Annotated in this window: 23 protein-coding genes; 3 read left to right on the top strand and 20 right to left on the bottom strand. The window is 45.1% G+C overall.

Annotated features, from left to right (window positions below):
* Positions 1–38: 38 nt before the first annotated feature.
* Positions 39–2,207 (bottom strand): metallophosphoesterase family protein, encoded by a 2,169-nt coding sequence (locus Pcarn_RS08860; RefSeq protein ID WP_261833509.1) that lies wholly within the window; start codon positions 2,205–2,207, stop codon positions 39–41.
* Between the two features lie 331 nt (positions 2,208–2,538).
* On the opposite strand from Pcarn_RS08860, the gene Pcarn_RS08865 reads away from it, so the two are divergent.
* Entirely contained in the window at positions 2,539–3,111 is a 573-nt protein-coding gene (locus tag Pcarn_RS08865) for a porin family protein (protein WP_261833510.1), read from the top strand.
* Here the strand turns inward: Pcarn_RS08865 and Pcarn_RS08870 are convergent.
* The 12 genes from Pcarn_RS08870 to Pcarn_RS08925 form a co-directional block, all read right to left on the bottom strand.
* The gene (locus tag Pcarn_RS08870; RefSeq protein WP_261833511.1) at positions 3,108–3,845 is read right to left on the bottom strand and encodes an MlaA family lipoprotein; all 738 of its coding nucleotides are present in this window, start codon (positions 3,843–3,845) and stop codon (positions 3,108–3,110) included. The two genes, Pcarn_RS08865 and Pcarn_RS08870, sit on opposite strands and share 4 nt — an antisense overlap.
* Before the next feature lie 56 nt (positions 3,846–3,901).
* The gene (gene ccmI, locus Pcarn_RS08875; protein ID WP_261833512.1) at positions 3,902–5,122 is read right to left on the bottom strand and encodes a c-type cytochrome biogenesis protein CcmI; all 1,221 of its coding nucleotides are present in this window, start codon (positions 5,120–5,122) and stop codon (positions 3,902–3,904) included.
* A complete protein-coding gene (locus tag Pcarn_RS08880) occupies positions 5,122–5,586 on the bottom strand; it encodes a cytochrome c-type biogenesis protein (protein WP_261833513.1) in 465 nt (154 codons plus the stop codon). The genes ccmI and Pcarn_RS08880 overlap by 1 nt, the downstream gene beginning before the upstream one ends.
* Complete coding sequence (locus Pcarn_RS08885; RefSeq protein WP_261833514.1) at positions 5,583–6,137, bottom strand: DsbE family thiol:disulfide interchange protein; 555 nt, start codon at positions 6,135–6,137, stop codon at positions 5,583–5,585. The genes Pcarn_RS08880 and Pcarn_RS08885 overlap by 4 nt, the downstream gene beginning before the upstream one ends.
* Positions 6,137–8,095 (bottom strand): heme lyase CcmF/NrfE family subunit, encoded by a 1,959-nt coding sequence (locus tag Pcarn_RS08890; protein ID WP_261833515.1) that lies wholly within the window; start codon positions 8,093–8,095, stop codon positions 6,137–6,139. The genes Pcarn_RS08885 and Pcarn_RS08890 overlap by 1 nt, the downstream gene beginning before the upstream one ends.
* The gene (gene ccmE / locus Pcarn_RS08895) at positions 8,092–8,577 is read right to left on the bottom strand and encodes a cytochrome c maturation protein CcmE (protein ID WP_261833516.1); all 486 of its coding nucleotides are present in this window, start codon (positions 8,575–8,577) and stop codon (positions 8,092–8,094) included. Before ccmE ends, Pcarn_RS08890 begins: the two co-directional genes overlap by 4 nt.
* Positions 8,574–8,780, bottom strand: coding sequence for a heme exporter protein CcmD (ccmD, locus tag Pcarn_RS08900; protein ID WP_261833517.1), 207 nt, complete (start codon positions 8,778–8,780; stop codon positions 8,574–8,576). The genes ccmE and ccmD overlap by 4 nt, the downstream gene beginning before the upstream one ends.
* A 2-nt stretch (positions 8,781–8,782) precedes the next feature.
* Positions 8,783–9,532, bottom strand: coding sequence for a heme ABC transporter permease (locus Pcarn_RS08905; RefSeq protein ID WP_261833518.1), 750 nt, complete (start codon positions 9,530–9,532; stop codon positions 8,783–8,785).
* A gap of 28 nt (positions 9,533–9,560) precedes the next feature.
* Positions 9,561–10,229, bottom strand: a complete 669-nt coding sequence (gene ccmB, locus Pcarn_RS08910) for a heme exporter protein CcmB (RefSeq protein WP_261833519.1) — start codon at positions 10,227–10,229, stop codon at positions 9,561–9,563.
* 1 nt (position 10,230) lies between these two features.
* Complete coding sequence (gene ccmA / locus Pcarn_RS08915) at positions 10,231–10,848, bottom strand: cytochrome c biogenesis heme-transporting ATPase CcmA (protein WP_261833520.1); 618 nt, start codon at positions 10,846–10,848, stop codon at positions 10,231–10,233.
* 155 nt (positions 10,849–11,003) lie between these two features.
* On the bottom strand, positions 11,004–11,951 hold the full coding sequence (locus Pcarn_RS08920) for a hypothetical protein (protein WP_261833521.1): 948 nt from the start codon (positions 11,949–11,951) through the stop codon (positions 11,004–11,006).
* Between the two features lie 2 nt (positions 11,952–11,953).
* Positions 11,954–13,084, bottom strand: coding sequence for a BamA/TamA family outer membrane protein (locus tag Pcarn_RS08925; RefSeq protein ID WP_261833522.1), 1,131 nt, complete (start codon positions 13,082–13,084; stop codon positions 11,954–11,956).
* Positions 13,085–13,336: 252 nt separating this feature from the next.
* Here Pcarn_RS08925 and Pcarn_RS08930 point away from each other — a divergent pair, with 252 nt between their 5' ends.
* A complete protein-coding gene (locus Pcarn_RS08930) occupies positions 13,337–13,858 on the top strand; it encodes a magnesium transporter (protein ID WP_261833523.1) in 522 nt (173 codons plus the stop codon).
* Positions 13,858–14,889: an HlyD family secretion protein gene (locus Pcarn_RS08935; RefSeq protein ID WP_261833524.1), complete on the top strand. Its 1,032-nt coding sequence runs from the start codon at positions 13,858–13,860 to the stop codon at positions 14,887–14,889. Before Pcarn_RS08930 ends, Pcarn_RS08935 begins: the two co-directional genes overlap by 1 nt.
* Positions 14,890–15,190: 301 nt before the next feature.
* On the opposite strand, the gene Pcarn_RS08940 is transcribed toward Pcarn_RS08935, so the two are convergent.
* The 7 genes from Pcarn_RS08940 to Pcarn_RS08970 form a co-directional block, all read right to left on the bottom strand.
* Positions 15,191–16,093 carry a LysR family transcriptional regulator gene (locus tag Pcarn_RS08940; protein WP_261833525.1) on the bottom strand — a complete coding sequence of 301 codons (903 nt, stop codon included), beginning with the start codon at positions 16,091–16,093 and terminating at the stop codon, positions 15,191–15,193.
* A 287-nt stretch (positions 16,094–16,380) separates the two neighbouring features.
* Entirely contained in the window at positions 16,381–17,745 is a 1,365-nt protein-coding gene (locus tag Pcarn_RS08945) for an O-antigen ligase family protein (RefSeq protein ID WP_261833526.1), read from the bottom strand.
* A 61-nt stretch (positions 17,746–17,806) separates the two neighbouring features.
* Positions 17,807–18,445, bottom strand: coding sequence for an OmpA family protein (locus Pcarn_RS08950; RefSeq protein ID WP_261833527.1), 639 nt, complete (start codon positions 18,443–18,445; stop codon positions 17,807–17,809).
* Between the two features lie 9 nt (positions 18,446–18,454).
* Positions 18,455–19,942, bottom strand: a complete 1,488-nt coding sequence (locus tag Pcarn_RS08955; protein WP_261833528.1) for a pilus assembly protein TadG-related protein — start codon at positions 19,940–19,942, stop codon at positions 18,455–18,457.
* 16 nt (positions 19,943–19,958) lie between these two features.
* Positions 19,959–20,480 carry a tight adherence pilus pseudopilin TadF gene (gene tadF, locus Pcarn_RS08960; protein ID WP_261833529.1) on the bottom strand — a complete coding sequence of 174 codons (522 nt, stop codon included), beginning with the start codon at positions 20,478–20,480 and terminating at the stop codon, positions 19,959–19,961.
* Positions 20,467–20,952, bottom strand: coding sequence for a TadE/TadG family type IV pilus assembly protein (locus tag Pcarn_RS08965; RefSeq protein ID WP_261833530.1), 486 nt, complete (start codon positions 20,950–20,952; stop codon positions 20,467–20,469). Before Pcarn_RS08965 ends, tadF begins: the two co-directional genes overlap by 14 nt.
* Position 20,953: 1 nt before the next feature.
* Positions 20,954–21,961, bottom strand: a complete 1,008-nt coding sequence (locus tag Pcarn_RS08970; RefSeq protein WP_261833531.1) for an SPOR domain-containing protein — start codon at positions 21,959–21,961, stop codon at positions 20,954–20,956.
* Between the last annotated feature and the right edge of the window lies 1 nt (position 21,962).

Raw genomic sequence — 21,962 nt, forward strand, 5'->3', positions numbered from 1 at the left:
AGGCGCTGTTTCCAGCGCCTTGAGTCTAATCTTAAAATCTACTGTTGTTGCATCGCTTCGCGGTCAGCCACCTTCTTAAGGTCGATAATCTCTCCCATCTCGGTATCGATTAGGAAGTGATCACTTGCTTCACCGGTTGCGAACCTGTCTAGGATGTAGAACAGAGTACCGAAACGAACCTTGAATACCTGACCTACCGGAGTATGACCATCAGACTCAGTCGGAAGACGAACTTCTGTTTCCATCTCAGATAGCTCATTACTTAGTAGCTTGTACTGAGGCAGACGAGACTGCTTAATGTCACGGAACGCCAGTTCATCTGCGTTACGCAGGCGATAGAAGTCTGTCGCAAGCTCAGTGCCGTCCCACTCTGCAAATTCAATCAGGGTAAGGCCGTGCTCTTGGGCAAGTAGTGTTGCCTTAGTCTTGGCTTCATTCCAATCCTTCATGAATTCATTCAGATCGTCTTGGCTGTATGCATCAGCACACGGCATATCTAGCGCTGCTTTTAACTGACAAACAGTGATGTCAGTTTCAAGCTGAGACAGAATCAGCATATCTTTACCATTCATGTTGAATAGCATGTTCTTCAGATCTTGCGGCCACTCGCTTGGTAGGAAACGAAGACGTGTAAGCTCTTTGATATGCCAATCGGTTAGCTGGTAGTAATCTTTTGAATCTAGGATCTCGCGAGTCCAAACATTCTCTTTGCCACTAGCAGTTAGATGAGCATGTTCTTCTGCATAGTGCTCAAACAGCTCATTAAAGCGTGGAACCTCTTCGATAATAACGGTTTCTACCTCAACTTGGCCTGCACCTTTGATTTCCAGAACCTTATACGCTGGGATATAGCCAGCTAATGAAGGCGCTTGGATGTTGAACAGGGTATAGGTCTCACCACCGATGTGGTATTGCTTCTTACCCGTGTCGTTAAAGTGCATGTGACCACCGACATGGATGCCAAGACCCGTTTGTGCCAGAGCCTTAGAGGTATCATCCTCAGGTACACGCTTAAGCTGGAAGTTACCCTCACCGAAGATGTCTTCGATCTCTTCAGAGGCGCCGTTATAGAAGTCAGTCATTGGGAAATGACTAAACGAGATAAGTACCTTGTTCTGCTCTTTGGCTGCTTCCACTGTATCTGTGATCCACTCAATCACATGCTGCTTATGGGTCAACATCATGTTATAGCCAGCATTGCTCGAACCATCGAAATCATTGCCGTCAGTAGAGTTATCTGGAGTCCCAGCTTTAGGGCGATACACGTTGGCATCGATAGCCATCAACCAAACGCCTTCGATTGGCTCTACTAGGTAGGTTGTGTCTGGGACCATAGAACATGAGGTGTAGTCAGGCTTTTTATAGTCACCACCGGTACCTTCATGGCAAATCTCAAAGAAGCGATTTTCAAACGCAGACTCGATATAAGCCGTCTCATAGCGGTAGTTGTCACGTGCACCTTGAGATGAGTATGGGGTCTCAAAGTAATAGTGCTCAGGTGTTGGGTGGAAGCCGTGCGGAGCAAGGATTTCCATGATCTCCTTATAACCCCACTCTTTCACCTCTTCAGTACAGATCTGAGGCAGTTCCCAATCTGGGTTATGAATAACCGTCCAATCACCATCATAGCCCTCACAACCATCTCTTCCTCGGCTATAGATGCGCTGCTCTTTACCACCAGCACCCAGGTAGTCACGCTTACCATTTGGAATAGTAAATGGACGCGTTGGATCGTGGTTACCAGGAGCGGCAAAGAACTCTAGATCATATTTGTCTGCATAGTAGTCAAAGATACTCACCAAGCCGCGCATATGCACAGGCTGGCCATCATCACTAAAATCACCAGGAAGAGCAACGTGCTTAATACCGCGAGCAACCACATCATCCAAAGCTGCAATCATCGCGAAGTAGTTCTCATTGAACAGGCGTGTGGATTCCATCTGAGATTGCATAGTACGAATAGTCGCGCCTTTGCCAGTGATGCTGTTATACAGCCCATCAAATGAACCATCTTTGAAATCGCCATACACATCGTGGAAATGGATATCTGGCATGAAGGCTATCTTTACACCCTCGATTTCTACTGGCGGCTTCTCTGGAAGATTACCTGGCTTGTCACCATGGTCATTGTTGCTGGACGAGCTGTCGTTACAGCCAGCTAGCAGAGCTGCGGTTACGAATGCTAAAGCACTAACCTTGAATTTCATTGTTGCCCTCTGTGAGATAAGTGATTGAAAAATCAAGGGCATACTAGAAATCAAATATGACAGTTCCGGTGAATAATCATGACAACAATTTGACGCCGAGTGTCGAGAAGTAACATTCAATGACAAGGATATTTATTCATATACAAAACAACACTTTACGTAAGCGAAGGTGTCAGTAATTACATATTGAAACCAACAAATTTGAACCAAAGTGGTCCAATTATGACGCAACCGGTTGCTTTGCTGTTTGAAATATAAACAATCAAACAAATCAATCTATTAGCTTGATGACTCATCAACCCAATTATGTATAATCGCCGCTCGTGAAACTATGCCCCTAAATACCGTGCCAAAATCCAGTTCGATACTTATCCCATCAGCGCTATTACTTCTATTCTCACTGCCGACTCAAGCCGAAGAATTTCGAGGCCACAGATTCGGTGCCGGATACTCAAACAGTGAGATCCAAGTAGGTGATACAGAGCAGTCATGGGGAGAGGGTTTAAAGTACGAATATGGCTATGACTTTAATAAGCTAGTTGGCTTTAATTTCTCATACGAGTACAACGAAGCACATGATATGTTTGAAGGACTTGGAGTAGATGTAGAGGGTAGAACCTTTAAAAGCTCTTTGGACTTTGGTTATACCTTTGTGTTCGAATATTTGGCGATCAAGCCCTACGCATTGCTAGGCGCTGCCTATATGAAGAACAGACAAGATTTTCACACGGTACAAGGCGTACATACCTTTAAGCATGAAGAGACCAGTTTCAACTACGGTGGTGGTGTGAGGCTACAGATGCGCAACGGTATCTATTCAGACCTGCGATTTGATGTCCAAGAGCAGTACGACATTAGGCAATTCTCTTGGACATTAGGCTACCGTTTTAACGAGCTACTCTAGAACTCGTCTTCCAGATAATCATCGAGGAAGTCCTCTTCCTCCTCATCTACGGCTTCGTTGTCCGTCACCATAGCCTTGTAGTCACGGCGCTGCAGATACGCATCACGCGTGAGCGAGTAGGAGTCTGGAGAGTTTTCTAAAATCTCTTCTTGAGGCACTAAAGCCGCTCGGCTCTCCATGCCCTCAAACACCCACTTTCCAAAGCTGGCCCAGATATTGAGGAATGAGAGTGGTGGATAAAGATCATCAGCAAAATCCCCTACCTCACGCACTGTCCAAGGGCCATAACCCGGGAACATAAAGTACCACCCACTGCCAACACCGTAGTGACCAACCACGTCACTAAAGGCTCGGCTTTCCATCTTGGCAATACCTCCCTCAGAGGCAGCGTCATAGAGCCCCAGAACACCAAAGGTAGTGTTTATCCAGAAACGGTTAAAGTGGTTAAAGGCAAGCTGACCGTTACCCATTAGCAGATTGTTTAAGGCGCTAGAGGGCTCATCAAGATGAGAGAGGAAATTACTAATGCCGGTTCGCATAAAGCCGGGCGTGTAGTTTACGTAGCCAAGGGAAACAGGACGAACCAAATAAGGGTCTAGGACTTCATAGTTGAAATCCCACATGGTGCGGTTAAACCCTTCGAAAGGGTCATTGGGATGGGATTCAACATCCTCATCTGGGGTTGAAGAGCACCCCACCAAGAGTGAGGCAATCAATAGCCACAATATTCTCATAACAGGAAATCCGTCTCCTGAAGTTTAATTGGGGCTCGAAAGGAGCCCCTTAGAGCCTAGTAACGCTGGTTGATCTCCAGTGTTGCTTGACCGCCTTGCGCCGTGATGGCGCTTTCGCCGTACCAATCACCATCTCGAGTACCTACGTTACCATCGGTATCGATACGAGCGCGAACAATAAATTCATCTAAATCAGACAGTTTCTGACCTTCCATCATGCTATTACCGTCATCCATCATAATAGTACGTGGGAAAGAGCCAAGTCCAAATCGAGCTGCTGCCACCGGCATAGGAGAGCCATCTGAGCGGTGCACAGAGACAATCAATACGCCCTGCTCCGGCATCTCAACCTGATCATTTAGAGAAACCTCAATACGAACCGCGCCTGGTAGCGCAGCTGAGGTATCACCCATAGCACGCTGAGCACTGGCAATACTGCGTTCTAGCATCTCGTAACGGCTGTCCTCTGGGCCTATCATCTGCTGCATACCGCGCCAATAGCGAATGGCGCTCTTATAGTCTTGCTTCTCAAAGGCAGTGAAAGCAAGAAGTGATAGCACGCGCACATCCACATAATCACGGTGTAGAAGATCTTTCAGAAGACGGTCTGCTTGGGTTTGGTCAACCGGATCAGCGGACATAGTTAGTGCTTGCGCTAGACCAAGCTGGATGTCAGGGTCTTTTGGTTCAAGCTTGCGCGCGCGCTCCATAGCGCCGATTGCGGTCTCAACATCACGGTTAGCTAGGCCAATACGCCCCAACAGCAGCCAACCGGTCGCATCGTCACCATTGCGATGCAGGCTGGTGCGCAATGCCAGAGTCAGATCTTTCATCTCCTGCTCTGTCATACCTTCACTGCTCGGATTCATCAGCTTCTTACTCAGCTCAGGCAGACTTGCGCTCACCTCTTGCCAGTTTTTCACTTCATCGATGGCACCAAACTTGGCATAGAAACCATAGCTTACACCAAATAAAAGAACCGCAGATACAACAGCAACCAAAATAGGCGAGTTAAGCTCTTTCGCCGCCAATTGCTGATTTTCAGGGATATCATCCAAAAGAGACTGCTTAAGGTCAGTGATAAGCTCATCGCGGTTTACCACGATACCCTCATCATCTTCCACTTCAAGCTCCGCAACGCGCTCACGGTAAATAGCCTTGTTCAGTTCATCACGTCTTTCTGCATCGTTTGCTACCTTATGACGAGTCAAAGGGATAACGATAAGCAGAGCAGACAGCAAAACAATAACTAAGGTTACAATCCAAAATATCGTCATTATTTGCTGTCTCCGTCTTTATCATTCAGCAAAGCATCTAGGCGCTCGTTGTCGTCGGAGCTGAGGCTCTCTTTACGCGTGGTTTGATTACGTTTGGTTCGAGTGATCATGATGGCAAAACCACCAAGTACTACAAGAAGAGGACCGAACCACAGAATCGCAGTCGCAGCAGTAAACGGCGGTTTATAGGTAACAAAGTTGCCGTAGCGCGCTACCATGTAATCGACGATTTCTTGCTTCGACTTACCCGCTTTGGTCATCTCATACACCTTTTGGCGAAGGTCCAATGCAAGCTCGGCATTGGAGTCACCTATGGTGTTGTTCTGACACTTAGGGCAGCGTAGTGTCTGGTTGAGCTCATGGAACTGACGCTCTTGCTCGGGGCTATCAAACTCATGCACCTCAATCACAGCATAAGCGGTGAAACTGAAGAACATGGCTAGGGCGATTAACCACTTTTTCATGATTTCGCCTCCGCTAGCATCTCTTGATACATAGGGCCCAGTTTCTCCTGCCAATTCTTCGCATTCACGTCACCCACGTGACGATAGCGAATCACGCCATTAGCATCGATAAGGAAAGTCTCAGGTGCGCCATATACGCCAAGGTCTAGACCCAGCATACCGCTACCGTCATACAGGCTGGTCACATAAGGATTACCTAGCTCTTTCAGCCACTTAATTGCCTTGGTGCGGTCATCCTTGTAGTTAAGCCCAACGATCTTCACGCCATTAGCCGCAAGCTCGTTCAGATACTGATGCTCTGCATAGCAGGTTGGACACCAAGTGGCCCAAACGTTTAGAAGCAGAGGCTGGCCTTTAAAGATGGCTTGGTCGTGTTGCAATGTCTTATTTTCAAGATCCTGCAAGGTGAACTCAGGCACCTCTTTACCAATCAATACCGACTCCAGCTTAGTTGGGTCATCACCACCAGCGTTGCGCACCAACTGAGTGGCAAACACTATGGCCAGAATCATGAATAAGACTAGAGGGACAAATAATACTTTCTTGTTCATTACGCCTCCTTCGCTTGTGCTTTACCGCGGAAACGATAGCGGCGGTCACTGATCGCAATAGCGCCACCGATAGCCATTAGTAAGCTACCCGCCCAGATCCAGCGAACAAATGGCTTGTAGTAGATACGAACTGCCCAAGACACATTGTCATCAAGCTTCTCACCCAGTGCGATATACAGGTCACGAGTCACGCCTGCGTCGATAGCCGCCTCGGTCATCATCGAGCGTTGCGTAGTATAGAAGCGCTTCTCTGCGTGTAGAGTGTTGATCTTACGGCCATCTTTGGTGATGTCGAAGTCTGCGATATAGCCATCATAGTTAGGGCCATCGTTATCACGCACTTGATCAAAGTAGAAGTTATAGCCTTGGATCTCGAAGTTATCACCCGGCGCCAAACGAACGTCACGCTCGATGCTGTAGTTCTGCACCATAGCGATACCGATAACGGTAATTGCTAGACCCATATGAGCAAACATCATCGCCCAGTGACTCTTCTGGATCTTACCTAAACCCTTGAAGAAACTGTGTCTGTGGGTAGCACGCTGATACACCTCGTACTTATGCAGCGTAATGATCCAGATAGCCATCAACCAACCAAGGAAAGCAAGACCTGTGAAATGATCGCTTAGCAAGTAGACCATCAGTAGAGCAAAGCCTACAGAAGCGATACCACTGAGGATAAGCGGCTTCATGAAGTTACCAAGCTTGTCTCGCTTCCAGCGAAGCAGAGGACCGATACCTAGTAGGAAGGCGAACGGCACCATCAGCCAAGTAAACAAGGTATTAAAGAACGGAGCACCGATAGAGACCGAGCCCAGACCAATCTGCTTGTGCACTAGCGGAAGCAGTGTACCAACCAGCACAACCACCAGAGCTGCCATCAATAGAATGTTGTTAGCAAGCAAGGCGTTCTCACGAGACACCAAGCTAAAGTTGCCGCGCACGCGCACCGACTGCCCTTTCAAAGCAAACAGCAGTAGCGAACCACCAATAACAAACACCAAGAAAGCTAGGATAAACATACCGCGTGATGGGTCAGAGGCGAATGCGTGCACCGATACCAAAATACCTGAACGTACAAGGAAGGTACCCAATAAGCTGAGTGAGAATGCCGAGATAGCAAGCAGTACAGTCCAAGCTTTGAACGTACCACGTTTTTCCGTTACTGCTAGCGAGTGCATCAATGCAGTACCCGCGAGCCATGGCATAAAGGACGCGTTTTCTACTGGATCCCAGAACCACCAGCCGCCCCAGCCAAGCTCGTAATACGCCCACCAAGAACCCAGTGCGATACCGAGAGTCAGAAAGGCCCATGCAGCAATCGTCCAAGGACGAGACCAACGAGCCCATGCTGTATCCAAACGACCTGTCATCAAAGATGCGATAGCAAACGCAAAGGCAACTGAGAAACCCACATAACCCATGTACAGCATAGGCGGGTGGATGATAAGACCCGGGTCTTGCAGAAGTGGGTTAAGGTCACGACCGTCAACAGGGAAGAATGGCAGAGTACGCTCAAACGGGTTTGAGGTCATGATGATAAACAGTAGGAAGCCCACTGTGATCATGCCCATTACCGCAAGCACTCGTGCAACCGATTCTTGTGGCATGCCGCGGCTAAAGGTTGCTACCGCTACCGTCCATGCAGCTTGAATCAACACCCAAAGCAGCAACGAGCCCTCGTGCGCACCCCAAACCGCTGTAATGCGATAATACCAAGGCAGTGCCGTGTTGGAGTTGTTCGCAACATAGGTCAGGGTGAAATCATTCACATAGAATGAGTAGCACAGAATATAAAAAGAGATAGCCAAAAGGATGAACATACCCCAAGACAGAGGTCTGGAGGTGTTCATCAGAAGGCCGTTGTTGTTGTTCGCCCCCCACAATGGCAACACGCTAAGAAGCACGGCCATCGCCAGAGAGGCGATCATGGCAAAATGCCCTAACTCAGCAATCATTGAGCGCTTCCTTGTTTCTGTTCATCTGTGTATTGAAGCGGTTCGTGTACCACTTTCATTGCCTCAGCAATCTCAGGAGGCATATATTCTTCATCGTGCTTTGCTAGCACCTCGAATGCTTCAACCGTGGTCGCATCAGTCAAAACGCCTTGCGCTACAATACCCTGTCCTTCACGGAACAGGTCAGGAAGGATACCTTCGTAAACTACAGTGACCGCAGGACCCACATCCGCAACGTCAAAAGAAACCTTCAAAGATTGGTTGTCGCGAGATACCGAACCCTCAACCACCATACCACCGATACGCAGACGTTGGCCGACTTCAGGTTTTTCACCATTTGCCTTGCCGTTCACTATTTCTGTCGGGGTATAAAAAAGGTCCATATTTTGACTAAGTGCATATAGCATCAAACCAACGGTTGCGCCTAGGCCAACGACCAGCGCCAACACCAAACCTAACCTTTTTTTACGTCTCGGGTTCATAAGGTATTCTCCACATCTTTGGCCGCCTCGATTCGCGCCTGACGATCCATCTTATTTTGTACTTCTTTGAGTACCGCGTTGCTGCTACGTCTGCTGAGAACAAACAGCAGGGCTAAAGAACCAAAGGTGATGCCGAACGCAGCCCATACATAGTCTGCGTAGCCACCCATGGCTAAAAAATCGGAAAAGGAGTCAAAGTGCATACTCATCCTCGTTTAAATGTGTCACTGGCCAGTTGCTGAACCCAAGGTCTGTGCCCCTCTTTTTGCAAGATGGCAGTGCGGAAGCGGGTTAAGGTAACTGAACCAAAGAAGAAGGCGAAACCAAAGATATTCAGTAGCAAAGGCCACAACATATCATTAGAAATAGAAGGCTTTTCAAACTTGGTGATGGTTGCACCCTGGTGCAATGTATTCCACCACTCCACTGAGAAGTGAATGATCGGTAGGTTGATAACGCCTACTACAGCCAGAATGCCGGCAGCTTTAGCTGCGGTTTTCTGATCATCGAACGCATGATAAAGGGCGATAACCCCTAGATATAAGAATAGCAGTACCAGCTCCGATGTCAGACGCGCGTCCCACACCCACCAAGTACCCCACATAGGTTTACCCCAGATAGCACCGGTGACCAGAGCAATAAAGGTAAATACAGCGCCAATAGGTGCCATTGCAGAAGCGGCAATGCTTGATAGTCTGTGCTGCCAGACTAGACCGACAAACGCAGCGATCGCCATAGACATATAAGCGCCCATTGACCAGATAGCCGATGGCACATGTATATAGATAATCCTGAAGCTATCACCTTGTTGATAATCAGAAGGCGCAAACGCAAGTCCCCAAACGGTACCCACGGTCAGACAAACAACCGCCAATGTGGTGAACCAAGGGAGCAACGTGCCACAAAGGTTGTAGGTTGTTTTAGGATTGGAATAAGGGTGTAACCACTTCCACATACAGTTTCTTCTCTAAACTCGAATAGTGTTAATTTACCGATACCCGTAGCGCTGAACTAGTCGCGAACGGCGTAAGTGTTAAGGAGCCCACTAACATAGCGGCTAAAATTGCGATTTGTCCGTTGTAATTGACACCCAAGCTCGCTGCATCGATCGCAGAGGTGGCAAATATTAGTACCGGAATATAAAGAGGTAGGATCAAGAGACTCAACAGAACCCCACCTTTTTGCAAGCCAACGGTTAATGCAACGCCGATAGCCCCAAGAAAACTCAAGGTTGGTGTACCCAGTAGAAGCGTTACCACTACCGCAAGCCAGGTATCAAAATTTAGGCTAAGCAAGATTGCCAACAGCGGGCTAATCAGAATCAGAGGTAGCCCCGTCAACAGCCAGTGGGCGATGACCTTAGAGATCACCACCAAAGGCAACGGAATTGGCATCAGCATTAATTGCTCGAGGGCGCCATCTTGGAAATCATCACGAAATAGGCGCTCCAGCGAGAGCATGGCCGCAAGCAGAGCAGCTACCCACACAATACCCGGTGCAATGCGCATCAACAGATTTGGCTCAGGACCAATACCTAGCGGGAATAGCGTGATGACAATGATAAAAAACCACAGCGGGTTGAATACATCTGCGCGGCGGCGAAATGCGATAAGCAACTCTCTTCGAATAATGGCCAGCATATTATTCAGCATCTCAATACCCCAGCCTTATCTTCTTCAGCTTATCACTGCTGGTAAACATATCTTGGTGGGTAGTAAGCAGCACAGAGCCGCCGTTTTCGGTATGCTGCAGAAACAGCTGCTCAAGTACCTTAACCCCTTGCTTGTCGATAGCAGTTAGAGGCTCATCCAAAATCCACAACGGGTGCTTACTTAGCCACAGCCTTGCTAAGGCCACGCGACGCTGTTGTCCGGCAGAGAGCTGAGCAACTGGGACATCCTCACGGCCTGCCAAGCCAACCTTGGTAAGAGCCTGCCAGATCTCGTCCTCAGCGAAGCTTTGATTGGTCATTTGAAGATAAAAGGAGAGGTTTTCAAACGCGTTGAGGTCGCGCTTAACACCCGTCTGATGCCCTAAGAACAACAGATCTTGATGATATGCGTCGCGGTCGCTAAAAATTGATTCTTGTTTCCAGGTGATAGAGCCTGATTCCTTGTCACCCAATCCTGCAATGATGCGCAATAGTGTTGTCTTCCCGGTACCGTTTCGTCCTTCAATCTGGATAAGGTCACCAGACTGTACAGAGAAAGACAGGTCTTGGAACAAAACTCTTTCATCGCGAATTGCAGTTAATCCATTTACTTCTAGCATAGCCCGACAGCACAAAACACACAGAAGTGGCATAGTACCACAGGCTTTGAATACGCAACTAATGTAAACGATTAATAAGTAAGCGTTTCTTCACACAATTAGTGAAGTATGTCGCTAGGATTTGAATCGGGTCATATTCCCAACAAATAAAGACCCTAGTAGGAGTAAGTGATTACCATATTTACCATATTTACCAGATTTCGTTCCGGTCCGGATACCACTTCTAGGCTAGTTCCGAAAGACTTGGCGAAATTCCAGTTCATTCCCACTACTGCGGCGTACTGCGAAGAACTGCTCTGCTTCAATGAATAACTAAGCCCTTCAACACCCAATGCGTTCTCTTCAGCGACCGTACCTTCCGTATTCATATAAGCTAAGCCGAGATAGCCATAGATAGCGCCATATCCCTCAACAGGAAATAACTGCCCCACTCTCGGACTAATTAGTGTGGTCTTTGCTTGAGTTCTGCCATCATCGGTCTTCGACTGTGTCATGCTTATAGGCAACACATAGGTAAAACCGCCAAACTGTCCTACAAGGTTGGCTGACAGCCCCCAGTTGGTGCCTTCGATATCGTCTATCTCAAAAGTAGGGAATTCAATCACCTCTCCAAGCTTGTCACACAGCTCTCCGCCCAGTCGCGGATCGCTCTGACAATGTTCTGAGAAACGCTCAAATATGGAAGTAGGTATACCAACACTTAGGGCCGTTCGACCTCGAAATCGTCCGCCATGCACGCCCATCTGCAAATTTGGCAACACCCAAGCGGCCGCCCTTAATTGCAGGGTCGCGCTCTCTATCTCAGGATCACCCCAGGTTACCTGTGACAGATCATATTTGTCCCCTAGATTGTTGTCTCCATATCCTACTTCCAGAGAATGTATGTCGTAGCCTTGCTTTGCCACACTAGGAACCAAAGAGAGTGAAAACGGCAATGGCAGATGATACCCAAGGTCAATGGCTTGCTGAGCATGAAACGGCAACATACGATCGTATTTCTTGTTTAGCCTCTCCTGCTCAACCTGATTAGGAAAATCAACGCGAGCAGATTCAGCAATCGCCAAAGGGCTGAATAAAACGATCAGGAAGAAACACAGGCGCATGATCAAAACGCCTCTGTAAAGGTGAGATAAAAGCCCACCTCATCTTCGCTAGAAAAACCAAGGTCGGCGCGAACATTCATCCTAGGTTGCAATTCATAGCGATAGCCCACTCCATAAGTCACTATCCAATCTTGATACAGACTGCTCGCCTCATCTGAGATAGAACCCGCCCCTATCCAAGCGGTAACGCCATGTCGGCTAAGACCACTTCCATCGGCAAAGGTATGCCGGTATTCAAAGGTATTTTCAGTGGCATTCAAATCGCGAAAGTGCCCCATATAAGTGCCACGCATGAAGTCCATGCCACCTAACATTGCCATATCGTAGTAAGGCACATCACCATCACTAAGCTCGATGCGATTAAGAAACGCAAAGGTAGAGCCAAGCCTCGGGGTATAGTAGTAGCGATAATCCAGTAGGGCTTTTTGATATCTTGAATCACTCCCCCACTCCGGTGAGTAACCAGTGAACTCTAGATTAAAGAAATGTCCCTTTCTGGCATTTACCGCCACATCGCGGCTATCCCACTGAACGACTGCTCCTAGGCCAACACCCAGTGGCAGATCTTTGTATTGATTAAAGTTCGGGTCCCATATGGCTGAATCTGGCAGGTCATCCGATGGAGAGAAGTATTTTAGTCTCAGGATAGGGCCGACATAGAGTTGCTCATACACCCTAAAGGTCAGGTCAGCGTTATATTTCACATACTCGATATCGACCAAAAGCTCATCACTTGACTCCTGAGCCTTGCCTGCATCATAACCCACGCCCCAGTAATAAAGGCTTTGATGCCCGGCATCTAGGTGACCAAAATAACGAACATCATCATTGTTAAAGAAGATTTTTTGCTTTGAGCGAACGCCAAAACCTATTCCATCATCAAGCTCATTCGCTACCCCAACTAAGGTAACGGATGAGCGCTGAAGCTCTAGGTCATCCTCGGTTTTAAACGATAGCAGACCACCTACTGCCAGCATCAGGCCGGTTTCTGGCATATAGCCCGGACCACCCAAGATTGAAAATAGAGTGCGGTTAGGGTCTTTGTTCTTTTCAGCTCGAGCCTGCCAACCGGAAAAGGGAGCAGCCCCCAGAAAAACTATCAGGGCGAATGTGAGCCTATTGAGACGATTCATAGCATTCAGAACGCGCAAAAAGGCTAGTTTTAGTTACTTATGTGAACCACATCCAATCAAAAATAGGCATTTCTGATATGCATCATCAGCATTTTGTCGAAGCTTTACCTTAGGTTATTGATATAAATAGCTAGTCACAGCTATTTATCCTGATATGCACACTAGTTATACCTAAGATGCAAAAAGGCAATTTCTATTCAGCAACGCCCTTTCTTACACTGAGCCTGTTTCTAAAAACCTACGGTGACACATATGTCTAAGCAGCAAGTGACGGCAACAGGGAACGTTGTTACCGAAAAGACTTCGAAAGCAAAATCAATACTGGGGAAGGTATGGCGATTTGTTTTCAAACTGATCAAGATTGCGCTGTTTTTGGCCTCAATCGCAGCGACCGCAAAATTTTTCTCTCTGCTATCTAATATCCACGGTAAACAGATGCCGGCGGAAGAGTTCGTTAACGGCTACCCAACCATCATCAAGCTGATCAACTCCGAGCTGTTCATGGGACTGATCTTTGTGATCACCCTAGGTATCTTCATCTATGTGGGTAAGCTTTTCTGGGACCTACACGAGATTGCGGTCCACGAGAGTCAGCACAAAAATAGCGCTCACACAACGCTAGTGTTCGCACTTTCTCTGTGTGGCCTATTTATCAACAAGACTTGGTGGGTTTTAGCTATTGTTATCGCCTTCACTCGCTGGGACATCATCGGCAAAAACATGAGTAAGATCATCAGCAACGGTGTGTCGAAACGCAAAGAGGAGCAAGCATAATGAAAGAGATAATGCTGCCCTATATCCTGATCATTTGGATTCTTGTAAAGCTAGGCATCATAAAGTGGACTATGCGAAATGCAGTAATCTGTGTTGGTTTCGGTGCCTTCCTAGCCACATCGCTATTTACCGCTTCACGCTTTTGGGCACCGGTAGACCTGACTGATAGTTCGACGGTAAAAGCCCCACAAGCAGTACTGAGCCCACTAGTAGGCCAAAAGATTGACCAGATCTTTGTTAAGCACAACCAAGAGGTCAAAAAAGGTGAGCTTATCTATACCTTGGTGAGCACAGATACCGATGAGCAGATCAAAAGCCTAGAGGCAAACATCAACGCCCTTGATCATCAGATCAAAGCAATTGAAGAGCGTATCCAGAATGACCAACAAAACCTAGCTCGTCTAAAGAAGCTTGGTGAGTATGGCAGTGACATGGAGCGTGATGACCTTGAGTCGAAGATCCAACAAGGCTTTGCCGACATCCAAGCTAAGCAGGCTGAGAAGGCCTCGATTACCGCTCAAATCAAAGAAAACCAATGGCAGAGTTCACTTAACCAAATCGTTGCGCCATTTGACGGTGTAATCGGTGTGGTCAACATCAGTAACGGTTCACGCATGGGGAACATGCACATCTATGAAACCAAGAAGAAGTTCTTGGAGATGCGCATCAGCGACCAAGCCTTTACCTATATTAAGAAAGGCCAGTTTGCAGAGTTCTATGTAAACTCTCATCCAGGACACGTGTTTAGAGGCAAGGTTCACAGCATCACCTCAGGGACCGGTGAAGCGACGGTTTCCCCAAGACAAGGGACTCAAAACGTGACCCAGCACGTAGCGCAAAACGCCGGCTCCCATGGCCGTACCGTAGTCATCGAGTTTAAAGAGCCAAAAGGGATGACCATCCCAATCGGCGCAACAGGATCAGCTTGGATTTCAGCAGAGAAACCAGCTCCAATCCTTGGCTTCATGGATATCATAGGTGCTGCAACTGTGCGTCTAAAATCCCTAAAAGCGTACCTATCTGCACTGTAAATACTAGGGTCTGTTGACCTTTTGCGGTTGAATTTTGCTCGAGTCAGAAACGATTTAATCGCGGCGAGAACCTTGTAGCCTAGTCATCTAAGCAAAAGGGGCTCAACAAAGAGTAAATCGTTTCTGGCCGAGCCCTTCGGGTAGCGTTTGTTGGGCATTTCTACCGCGTTAGACACTTTTCATGTAGAACCACTACACCCAAAAGCGTCTGCCTTGTATAAATACCCAACAATTCGCTACAAAAACAAACTCAAAAGGTCAACAGACCCTAACAACCCAGCCTAGGCTGGGTTTTATTATTTTAGCTTGCGATACTCACTGTAGCACGATAATCCTGCTTACTGGCTATCTCTAATGCTTGACTAATCCACTGACAAAACGGCCTAGTTCGCGCATCCAACTGCCAACTCAGCACCAAACCTTTACTCACCTTTGGAAGAAAACGGGAATTCAGCACTCGTAACGAGTCATACTGAGAAAGGGAGTCCAAAGCGTTTCTCGGGATACAGGCAATGTTTGAATTCGAGTGACACATCTGAAACAGAGTGACCACGTCATCTACCCACCATACTGAAGCAAAATCAGTAATCGATTTGAGCAGATCAGAATTGAACTGCGGCGGTATTAGATAACGATAAGTAGACAACTCAAACAGCTCTTGCGCCTTGTTGATTCGCTTAGCGTTTTCTTCTGTCGCCACCCAAACATTCTCTGCTACCCCTATGCTCTCGGTATGGAACTCAGAAGCTGGAAGAAAATCATCACAGCCACCAATTACGATATCGAGATCATGGGCGCTTAGAAGGTCGTTTAAGGTCTTACTGTCACGATAGATAAGGTATACCTCAACTGAAGGAAAGGTAGCCTCAAAATCTTGCACAAGACGGGTGATATTTCTCGGAGAAAGAAGCGGGTCTATACCGATTCTAACTTGTTGTTTTTGATTATGTTTTAGCTGCTCTGCTTGCTGCATAAATCTAGCATGCTGCGCCTTCACCATGCGCGCCTGCTTTAAAAGAGCTTCGCCGTTATCATTAAGGGAAATGAAGCGACCATTTCGAGTGAACAGGTCGTACCCTAAATCAATTTCTAAATTATGTATCAACTGACTAACCGCCGATTGGCTTTTACCCAGTTTCTTTGCTGCGATACTAAAAGAGTTGTGTTCGGCGGCTAAAATAAATGCTTCAATCGCTTCGATCATTTTATTTCAAACCTACTTAATGCGTTCATCCAATGAACATAAAATACTCCACCCAGCAGTTCGATGATTAAACAACCAAAACAAGGTCACATTTCCATCATGAATATTATTTTTCTCTATTCTACTAGGCTACAAACCGATTTTTATTATGAATGGTCTGAGGAGTATATTTATACCTAGTTTTCTCTGACATTTCCATGACAAGTTTGTTAAGTAAATCAACAATTTGAAACTTACTTTGCAAAAAATGGCATCTGGTCACTCTATGTAGAAACAATGACTTACGTCTATCTGTTCACTTCTACTGAATTAAAATCCAAATTTCTTGCCGGACAATTATTACCTGCCCAAAACTGAGGCCTGACAACCTCTTCAACATTCCACCTATAGAAGTCATTACTTACCCTTTCATAGACTTTTAAAGTCACAGAATAGATAGAGAGGCTACACATAACGATTAAAAATCCATGATACCATTTATTCAATGGAGCAATAGAGTCGTATTTTGCTCTGCTGCAGAACCATCCGGTAAATAAACAAGCCAGCAATAGGCTTAAAGGTGAATCCAATACACCTGATATCAAACTATGAGCTAGCCCTGAAAGCAACGACAAACCGATAATCCGATATCTATAATTTTTTTCTTGAAAAACTTGCTTTAGCAAAATTAGACACAAACAAATATAGCAAAATGCAGGTACTACTCCCCAATTCAATATTATCTTTAGGATGGAATTATGTGGTCTTACTTCTCGAACGGAATTACAAACGAAGCCATCACTTCCAAGCCCCCAAAAACTCGACATATCAATAGCATATTTCCAAAGACTCAATCTATCTTCAGTGGTACCGCGCATATCTAGAAGCGAGCGAGATTGTTCCCCGTGAAGCAATAGGCTTGGGAGGGGTGTTAAGAATATATAAGAAATTACTGCCCCTGTAGAAAAGCAAATTAAAGCAGTTTTCAGGATCTCTGGGGCTCTTCGTCTATCAATTAAGCACCAAAGCAAAATACCTCCAAAAGACGCGACAGCTAAGCCTCGAGCATCCAAAGCAACTATTGCAGCACAATTCAAGATAGGAAAAATAAAGGCGAGTTTACTTCTCGAAATTAAGGCAATGTACAACAAAGGAATCATTAACCAGATCTGGACCTGATTCATAAACCTTGGGTTGGCGTAGCTAAGAATATGAAATATTCCTGCACCATCACCCAAAAAGTTAGCTACTGAGTATCCAACAAATACAGAAAGGAAACATAAAGTAGAAATTATCGACAAGAACCTAAAGTGGAGTTTTGCCGGTCTCCCAATTGAAAAAATAAGAATGAGTAAGAACAATCCAAAATAATAAAAGTAGTTTGTGATACTTTGAGTAAAATAATCCCCCGATATATCACTAAGAAATGCTAGTAAAAAAAATACAATAGTGAATAGTTTAATATTAAAATTTGATGAAAGGAATCTAAGTGCAAGCTTTTCCCTAAAGTTTTCTGACACAACAATAAACAGACACGATAATACAATTAAGAAACAAAGAAATATACGCTTGGAATCATATAAAATAATACCTTGGTCTGGTAATAGAACTAGATTAAAGCTAAATAGAGAAATGCCAACTAATGCAACAATGCTAAGTAATTTAGTGATCATAAAAAATATATTTATACAAAGTGGCAGACCAAGACTTGAGTCTGCCACTTAGACGAAGGTGCTAGGAAGGATCTGAAAGCTTAATCTCCACACGTCTGTTAATCGCTCGACCTTCTGAAGTTGCGTTATCTCGAATCGGCTCAGACAAACCCTTTGAATGTGTAGAAAGTACTTCTTTTTCTACACCAGAATCAACAAGAAATACTTGACTGGTAAGTGCTCTATTTTCCCCCAGACCTTGGTTGTATTTCTCAGAGCCTAAGTTGTCTGTATGCCCGACAACATCTAAATCAGGCACCTGTTGTAGGGATTGCAAACGCTCAGCTAGAGTCGTTAGTGTCAACTTAGAAGTCTCAGTGAGTTCACTTTTATCAAAGTTGAAATAGACACGAGCAACCACACCATCTGAATCAACTTCAAGCACCTCTGCTTTCGCAAGATATTCGATACAGTCATCTCCCAATGAAATGTTACTTGTAGCTAATCGCGATTTTTGTTCATCAGACAATTCAGGTTGAATCTGGTAATACTGAGCTCTGTTTGCAACAACAGCGTTAGCACCGGCAATATTAACAGAGTGCTTAATCAGCATATGCTCACTAGAGCAAAGCTGTTCAATATTAGCATTAACATCACCCTCAGCAGCTAATGCTACTGAGGTTCCCATTGCAAGGGCAAATGCCCCAACGATAAACTTCATAAAGATTTCCTAAAGTGTTTTATCGTACAGGCGAGATACACCACTGGTGGCCGCACCCTTTTGAATCAATTCTTGAATCTTCTCCAACAGATCTTCACTATTGGACACATCTATAATCTCATCGGCACAATCTCTAAATCCAGTCTGTCCTGAAGCGTCAAAACTTATGCCAATAACTCCTATGTATAATGGTCGCTCATGGTCTTTAAAATGCTCTCTGATCTCTGTACAAAGACCCGCATTTACTAGCCTAGAAAAAGTATTCCTATACGGGTCTTCTTGCCCATCACTTAAGATTAGTAACATCTGTGAGCGTTCAAAATATTCTTCAAGATCGTCAGGATTGTCTTTGTCAGGACGAGCTGAAGCTAAAATTTGTGCTCCTCTAATGAAGCCCTGATAAACTGAAGTACCCCCAGAGGCCTCCATGTCATCGATAATTGGTTTCTGGTTTGAAAGCCCGATAGTTTCAAACTTAGCTTTTGAGCCGCATATACTTCCTCCAAACAATCTCATTCCACTATCTGAGTAATTCGGATGTAAATTATGTTGGACAGTTTTCGAAATATTCCAATTCCTTACGGTCTTATCAATATCGATATAACTAAGAGGATCCGGCCACCTAGCAGTATCTTTACCGTATCCAGTCTCTCGCCTAGACTGATCGAAGATATCTGATATAACAGATGCATGAGCTTGAGTTGAGAAATCAGGGCAGTTCTTTGCTTTTTTACTGCATTCAGAGACATCGCCAACACGTTTGTATCCCCATTGATACCAATCAATATCACTATGATTAACCCTAACTCCATCAACTGTCGCGGACTTATACTCCAATTCAGTTACACACCTTCTCTCTCCATCAACTAACTCTTGTGTTCGCATGTTATATGGCACAAATCCAATCCTATGTGCATAGCCAGCTTCGACGGCACCGCTTGAGAGTAAATCATCCGAAATTATATTTACTTGCTCTTTAAGAACTTCCAATCTTGTCTGAGTTCTGCTCCAGTCCTCGTCCATTGAACCAGAAAAATCAGCGACATAAACTAAATCAAGATCTGAAGGTAGCATATAAGTTTTGGCCATCGCTTCATTCCCAATCGCTCTCGAATCAGAGTCCCCAGAACCACTATTTATAAAACTTAACTGTGAACCAAACTTAGCGTCGGCCTCAACTTCGTATTGAACATAGTAGAGTTTATTTCCATCAACCTCTTCTTGACCCTCTTTACGAATAACATTTACGTTTTCGATATCTACATTTGGTAGATATTTTTCAAGATAGTCACGTGCCATTTGGTCAGAAAATGTTTTATCAGAGCGATTGGCGATTGAAACCGCGAGGGTTGCAGCCTCTGCGGCATCAGCCAGACGATTACGCTCCTGAATTATTCTACTACCTTCGACAGCCAACTGAGCCATACCACCAATAGCTACCATACTCAGAGCAACAACTATTATTGCGACCCCTTTTTGCTTCTTGAAACTCTTCATTTTGAACTTCCTTGTATTAACGGCCTGGTAAAACCGACGAGTTATTTACATATCTCATACCAGGGAAATATTGAGAGAAACCTTCCATCTTGATACAAACTGTGACTTGATAAATAGGGAAAACTACACCATCTTCACGAACAGGCCTCAGGTGCTCAAGTGTTTCAATCTCTTGAGCAGGACTACATGTTTCACCATTGTCGAAGTCTTTGGTAAAACGTTGAGATCCAGCATCTGTCAAAGCTTCAATGGTCAAACCATAACCGTCTTGTTTTTCAGGAGCCTGCCTTTCGAGCATGTCTGCAGCTATAGTATTCATCAAATCGAAGTCTTGTTGCGTTAGCGTCTGACGAGAATCAAAAAACCGCAGTCGTTCTTTAGTCGCTGTGCCTATAGCGTAACTAACTTGCATAGACTGCGTTTTACCAGACAATACATACGCTAAATCTCCGATAAAAAACATCATCGTAATCAATATTGTCATCCCAAAAACTGCTTCAACGGTAAAAGCACCGTTTTGCCCTTTAGGACTCTTCATCTTCCCACCCCTCGTGCTCTTGAACGGTTAGAATACGCCTTGAGATTGTTGAGCTAGGCAGAATAGTCTCAAATACTACTGGTCGATAATTGTAAGTAAGTTGATACATAACGAGTGGGCAACGCTCACAGCCTTCCGCTGGTAATTTCTGAGAAAGTAACTCTAGGGTTCGGTAAGTTTCGATGTCATACGAAAAATCTTTATAACTGACAAACCCAAGGTTGTTCCAAAACGAATTGTCACTCTCTAGGACTTCTATCAGCCGCTCTTCATATTTAGTTTCAAGCTTCTCACCCTCAAAAATCCTAACCTTTCGTGTGCTCTCTGATAAAGTCGCATCAGTTAAATTAACAATGTAAGAAAAACGACCAATTTCAAACACTACAAACAGGGCGAAAAAAAGAGCGAAACCACCTAGTGCAAATTCAACAGAAACTATGCCCTTCTGTTTGGAAACTCTTAGTCTATTCATATCAATTGATCACCTGAATAAAATAGTCATGGTTCTCCAAAACAGCATTATTCTCCCGAGCAAAGTTTCTAGCTTGACGATAAGTATTAAAATCCCCTACCAATAAACGATACCAAGTCCCAGAGTCACCAAGATCTACGGGGCGAATTGCTATCGGAAGTTCAGTGTCAATTAGTTCTGTTCTTTTCTCCAGTGCCTCTGCCATATTGTCGTATGCACCTAACTGGATATGATACTTACGTCCAGTGTTTTTTAACTGGTTGATTGGCTCTTTAGCTTCAAAGAACTCTTCGGCGGTTACTGCTGAAACCTCTTCAATTTGAGCAACATTTTCTATTTCAGGTTCAATCAATCCAGAATCAGTTGTCTCAGTAATATCATTTTGCTCTTGGCCCTCTAATTTCATGAGACTCAATTTTAAGTTAGAGCTAACTTTATTGTTACTTGTATCCTGTTCATAGACAGGGAGCAAGATATCAACCGCAGCTTGAAAATCCCCCTCATAAATATGAACCATAGCAATATTGTTTTTCACTGCTGTTTCGTCATAGCCTCTTAAACGTGCAAGGTTAAAGCTATCTATAGCGGTTTCATACTTTTTAGTTTGAGCTAACGCTATACCTCTGTGCATATAAAGCTCACCACTATTAAGACCTAAGCCAATCGCCTTCGAATACTGTTCAATTGCATCATCAAATAAAAAGTTCTTTGCGTTAATCTTGCCTTTAATAAGATGAGCTTGTGCCGGAGGATTTGGAGAAAGTTCTAAGACTCGAGAAATATAAAAATCAGCAGACTCTACGTCACTGTTGTTTAAATAAGCTTCAGATAATTTCAACTGGGAATCCCAATCACTTTCATTTTCTACAACTTTAGTCTTATAAATATCAACCAAACCTGAGTAGTTGTTACTAACCGTTAGCTGCTCAATATTTTGTTGCTCTTGATTCTGAGAGTTACTTGCACAACCAGACAGAACTAAAACTACAATTAGGATTATTTTCTTCATG

The sequence above is a fragment of the Vibrio ishigakensis genome, assembly GCF_024347675.1.
GTDB lineage: Bacteria > Pseudomonadota > Gammaproteobacteria > Enterobacterales > Vibrionaceae > Vibrio > Vibrio ishigakensis.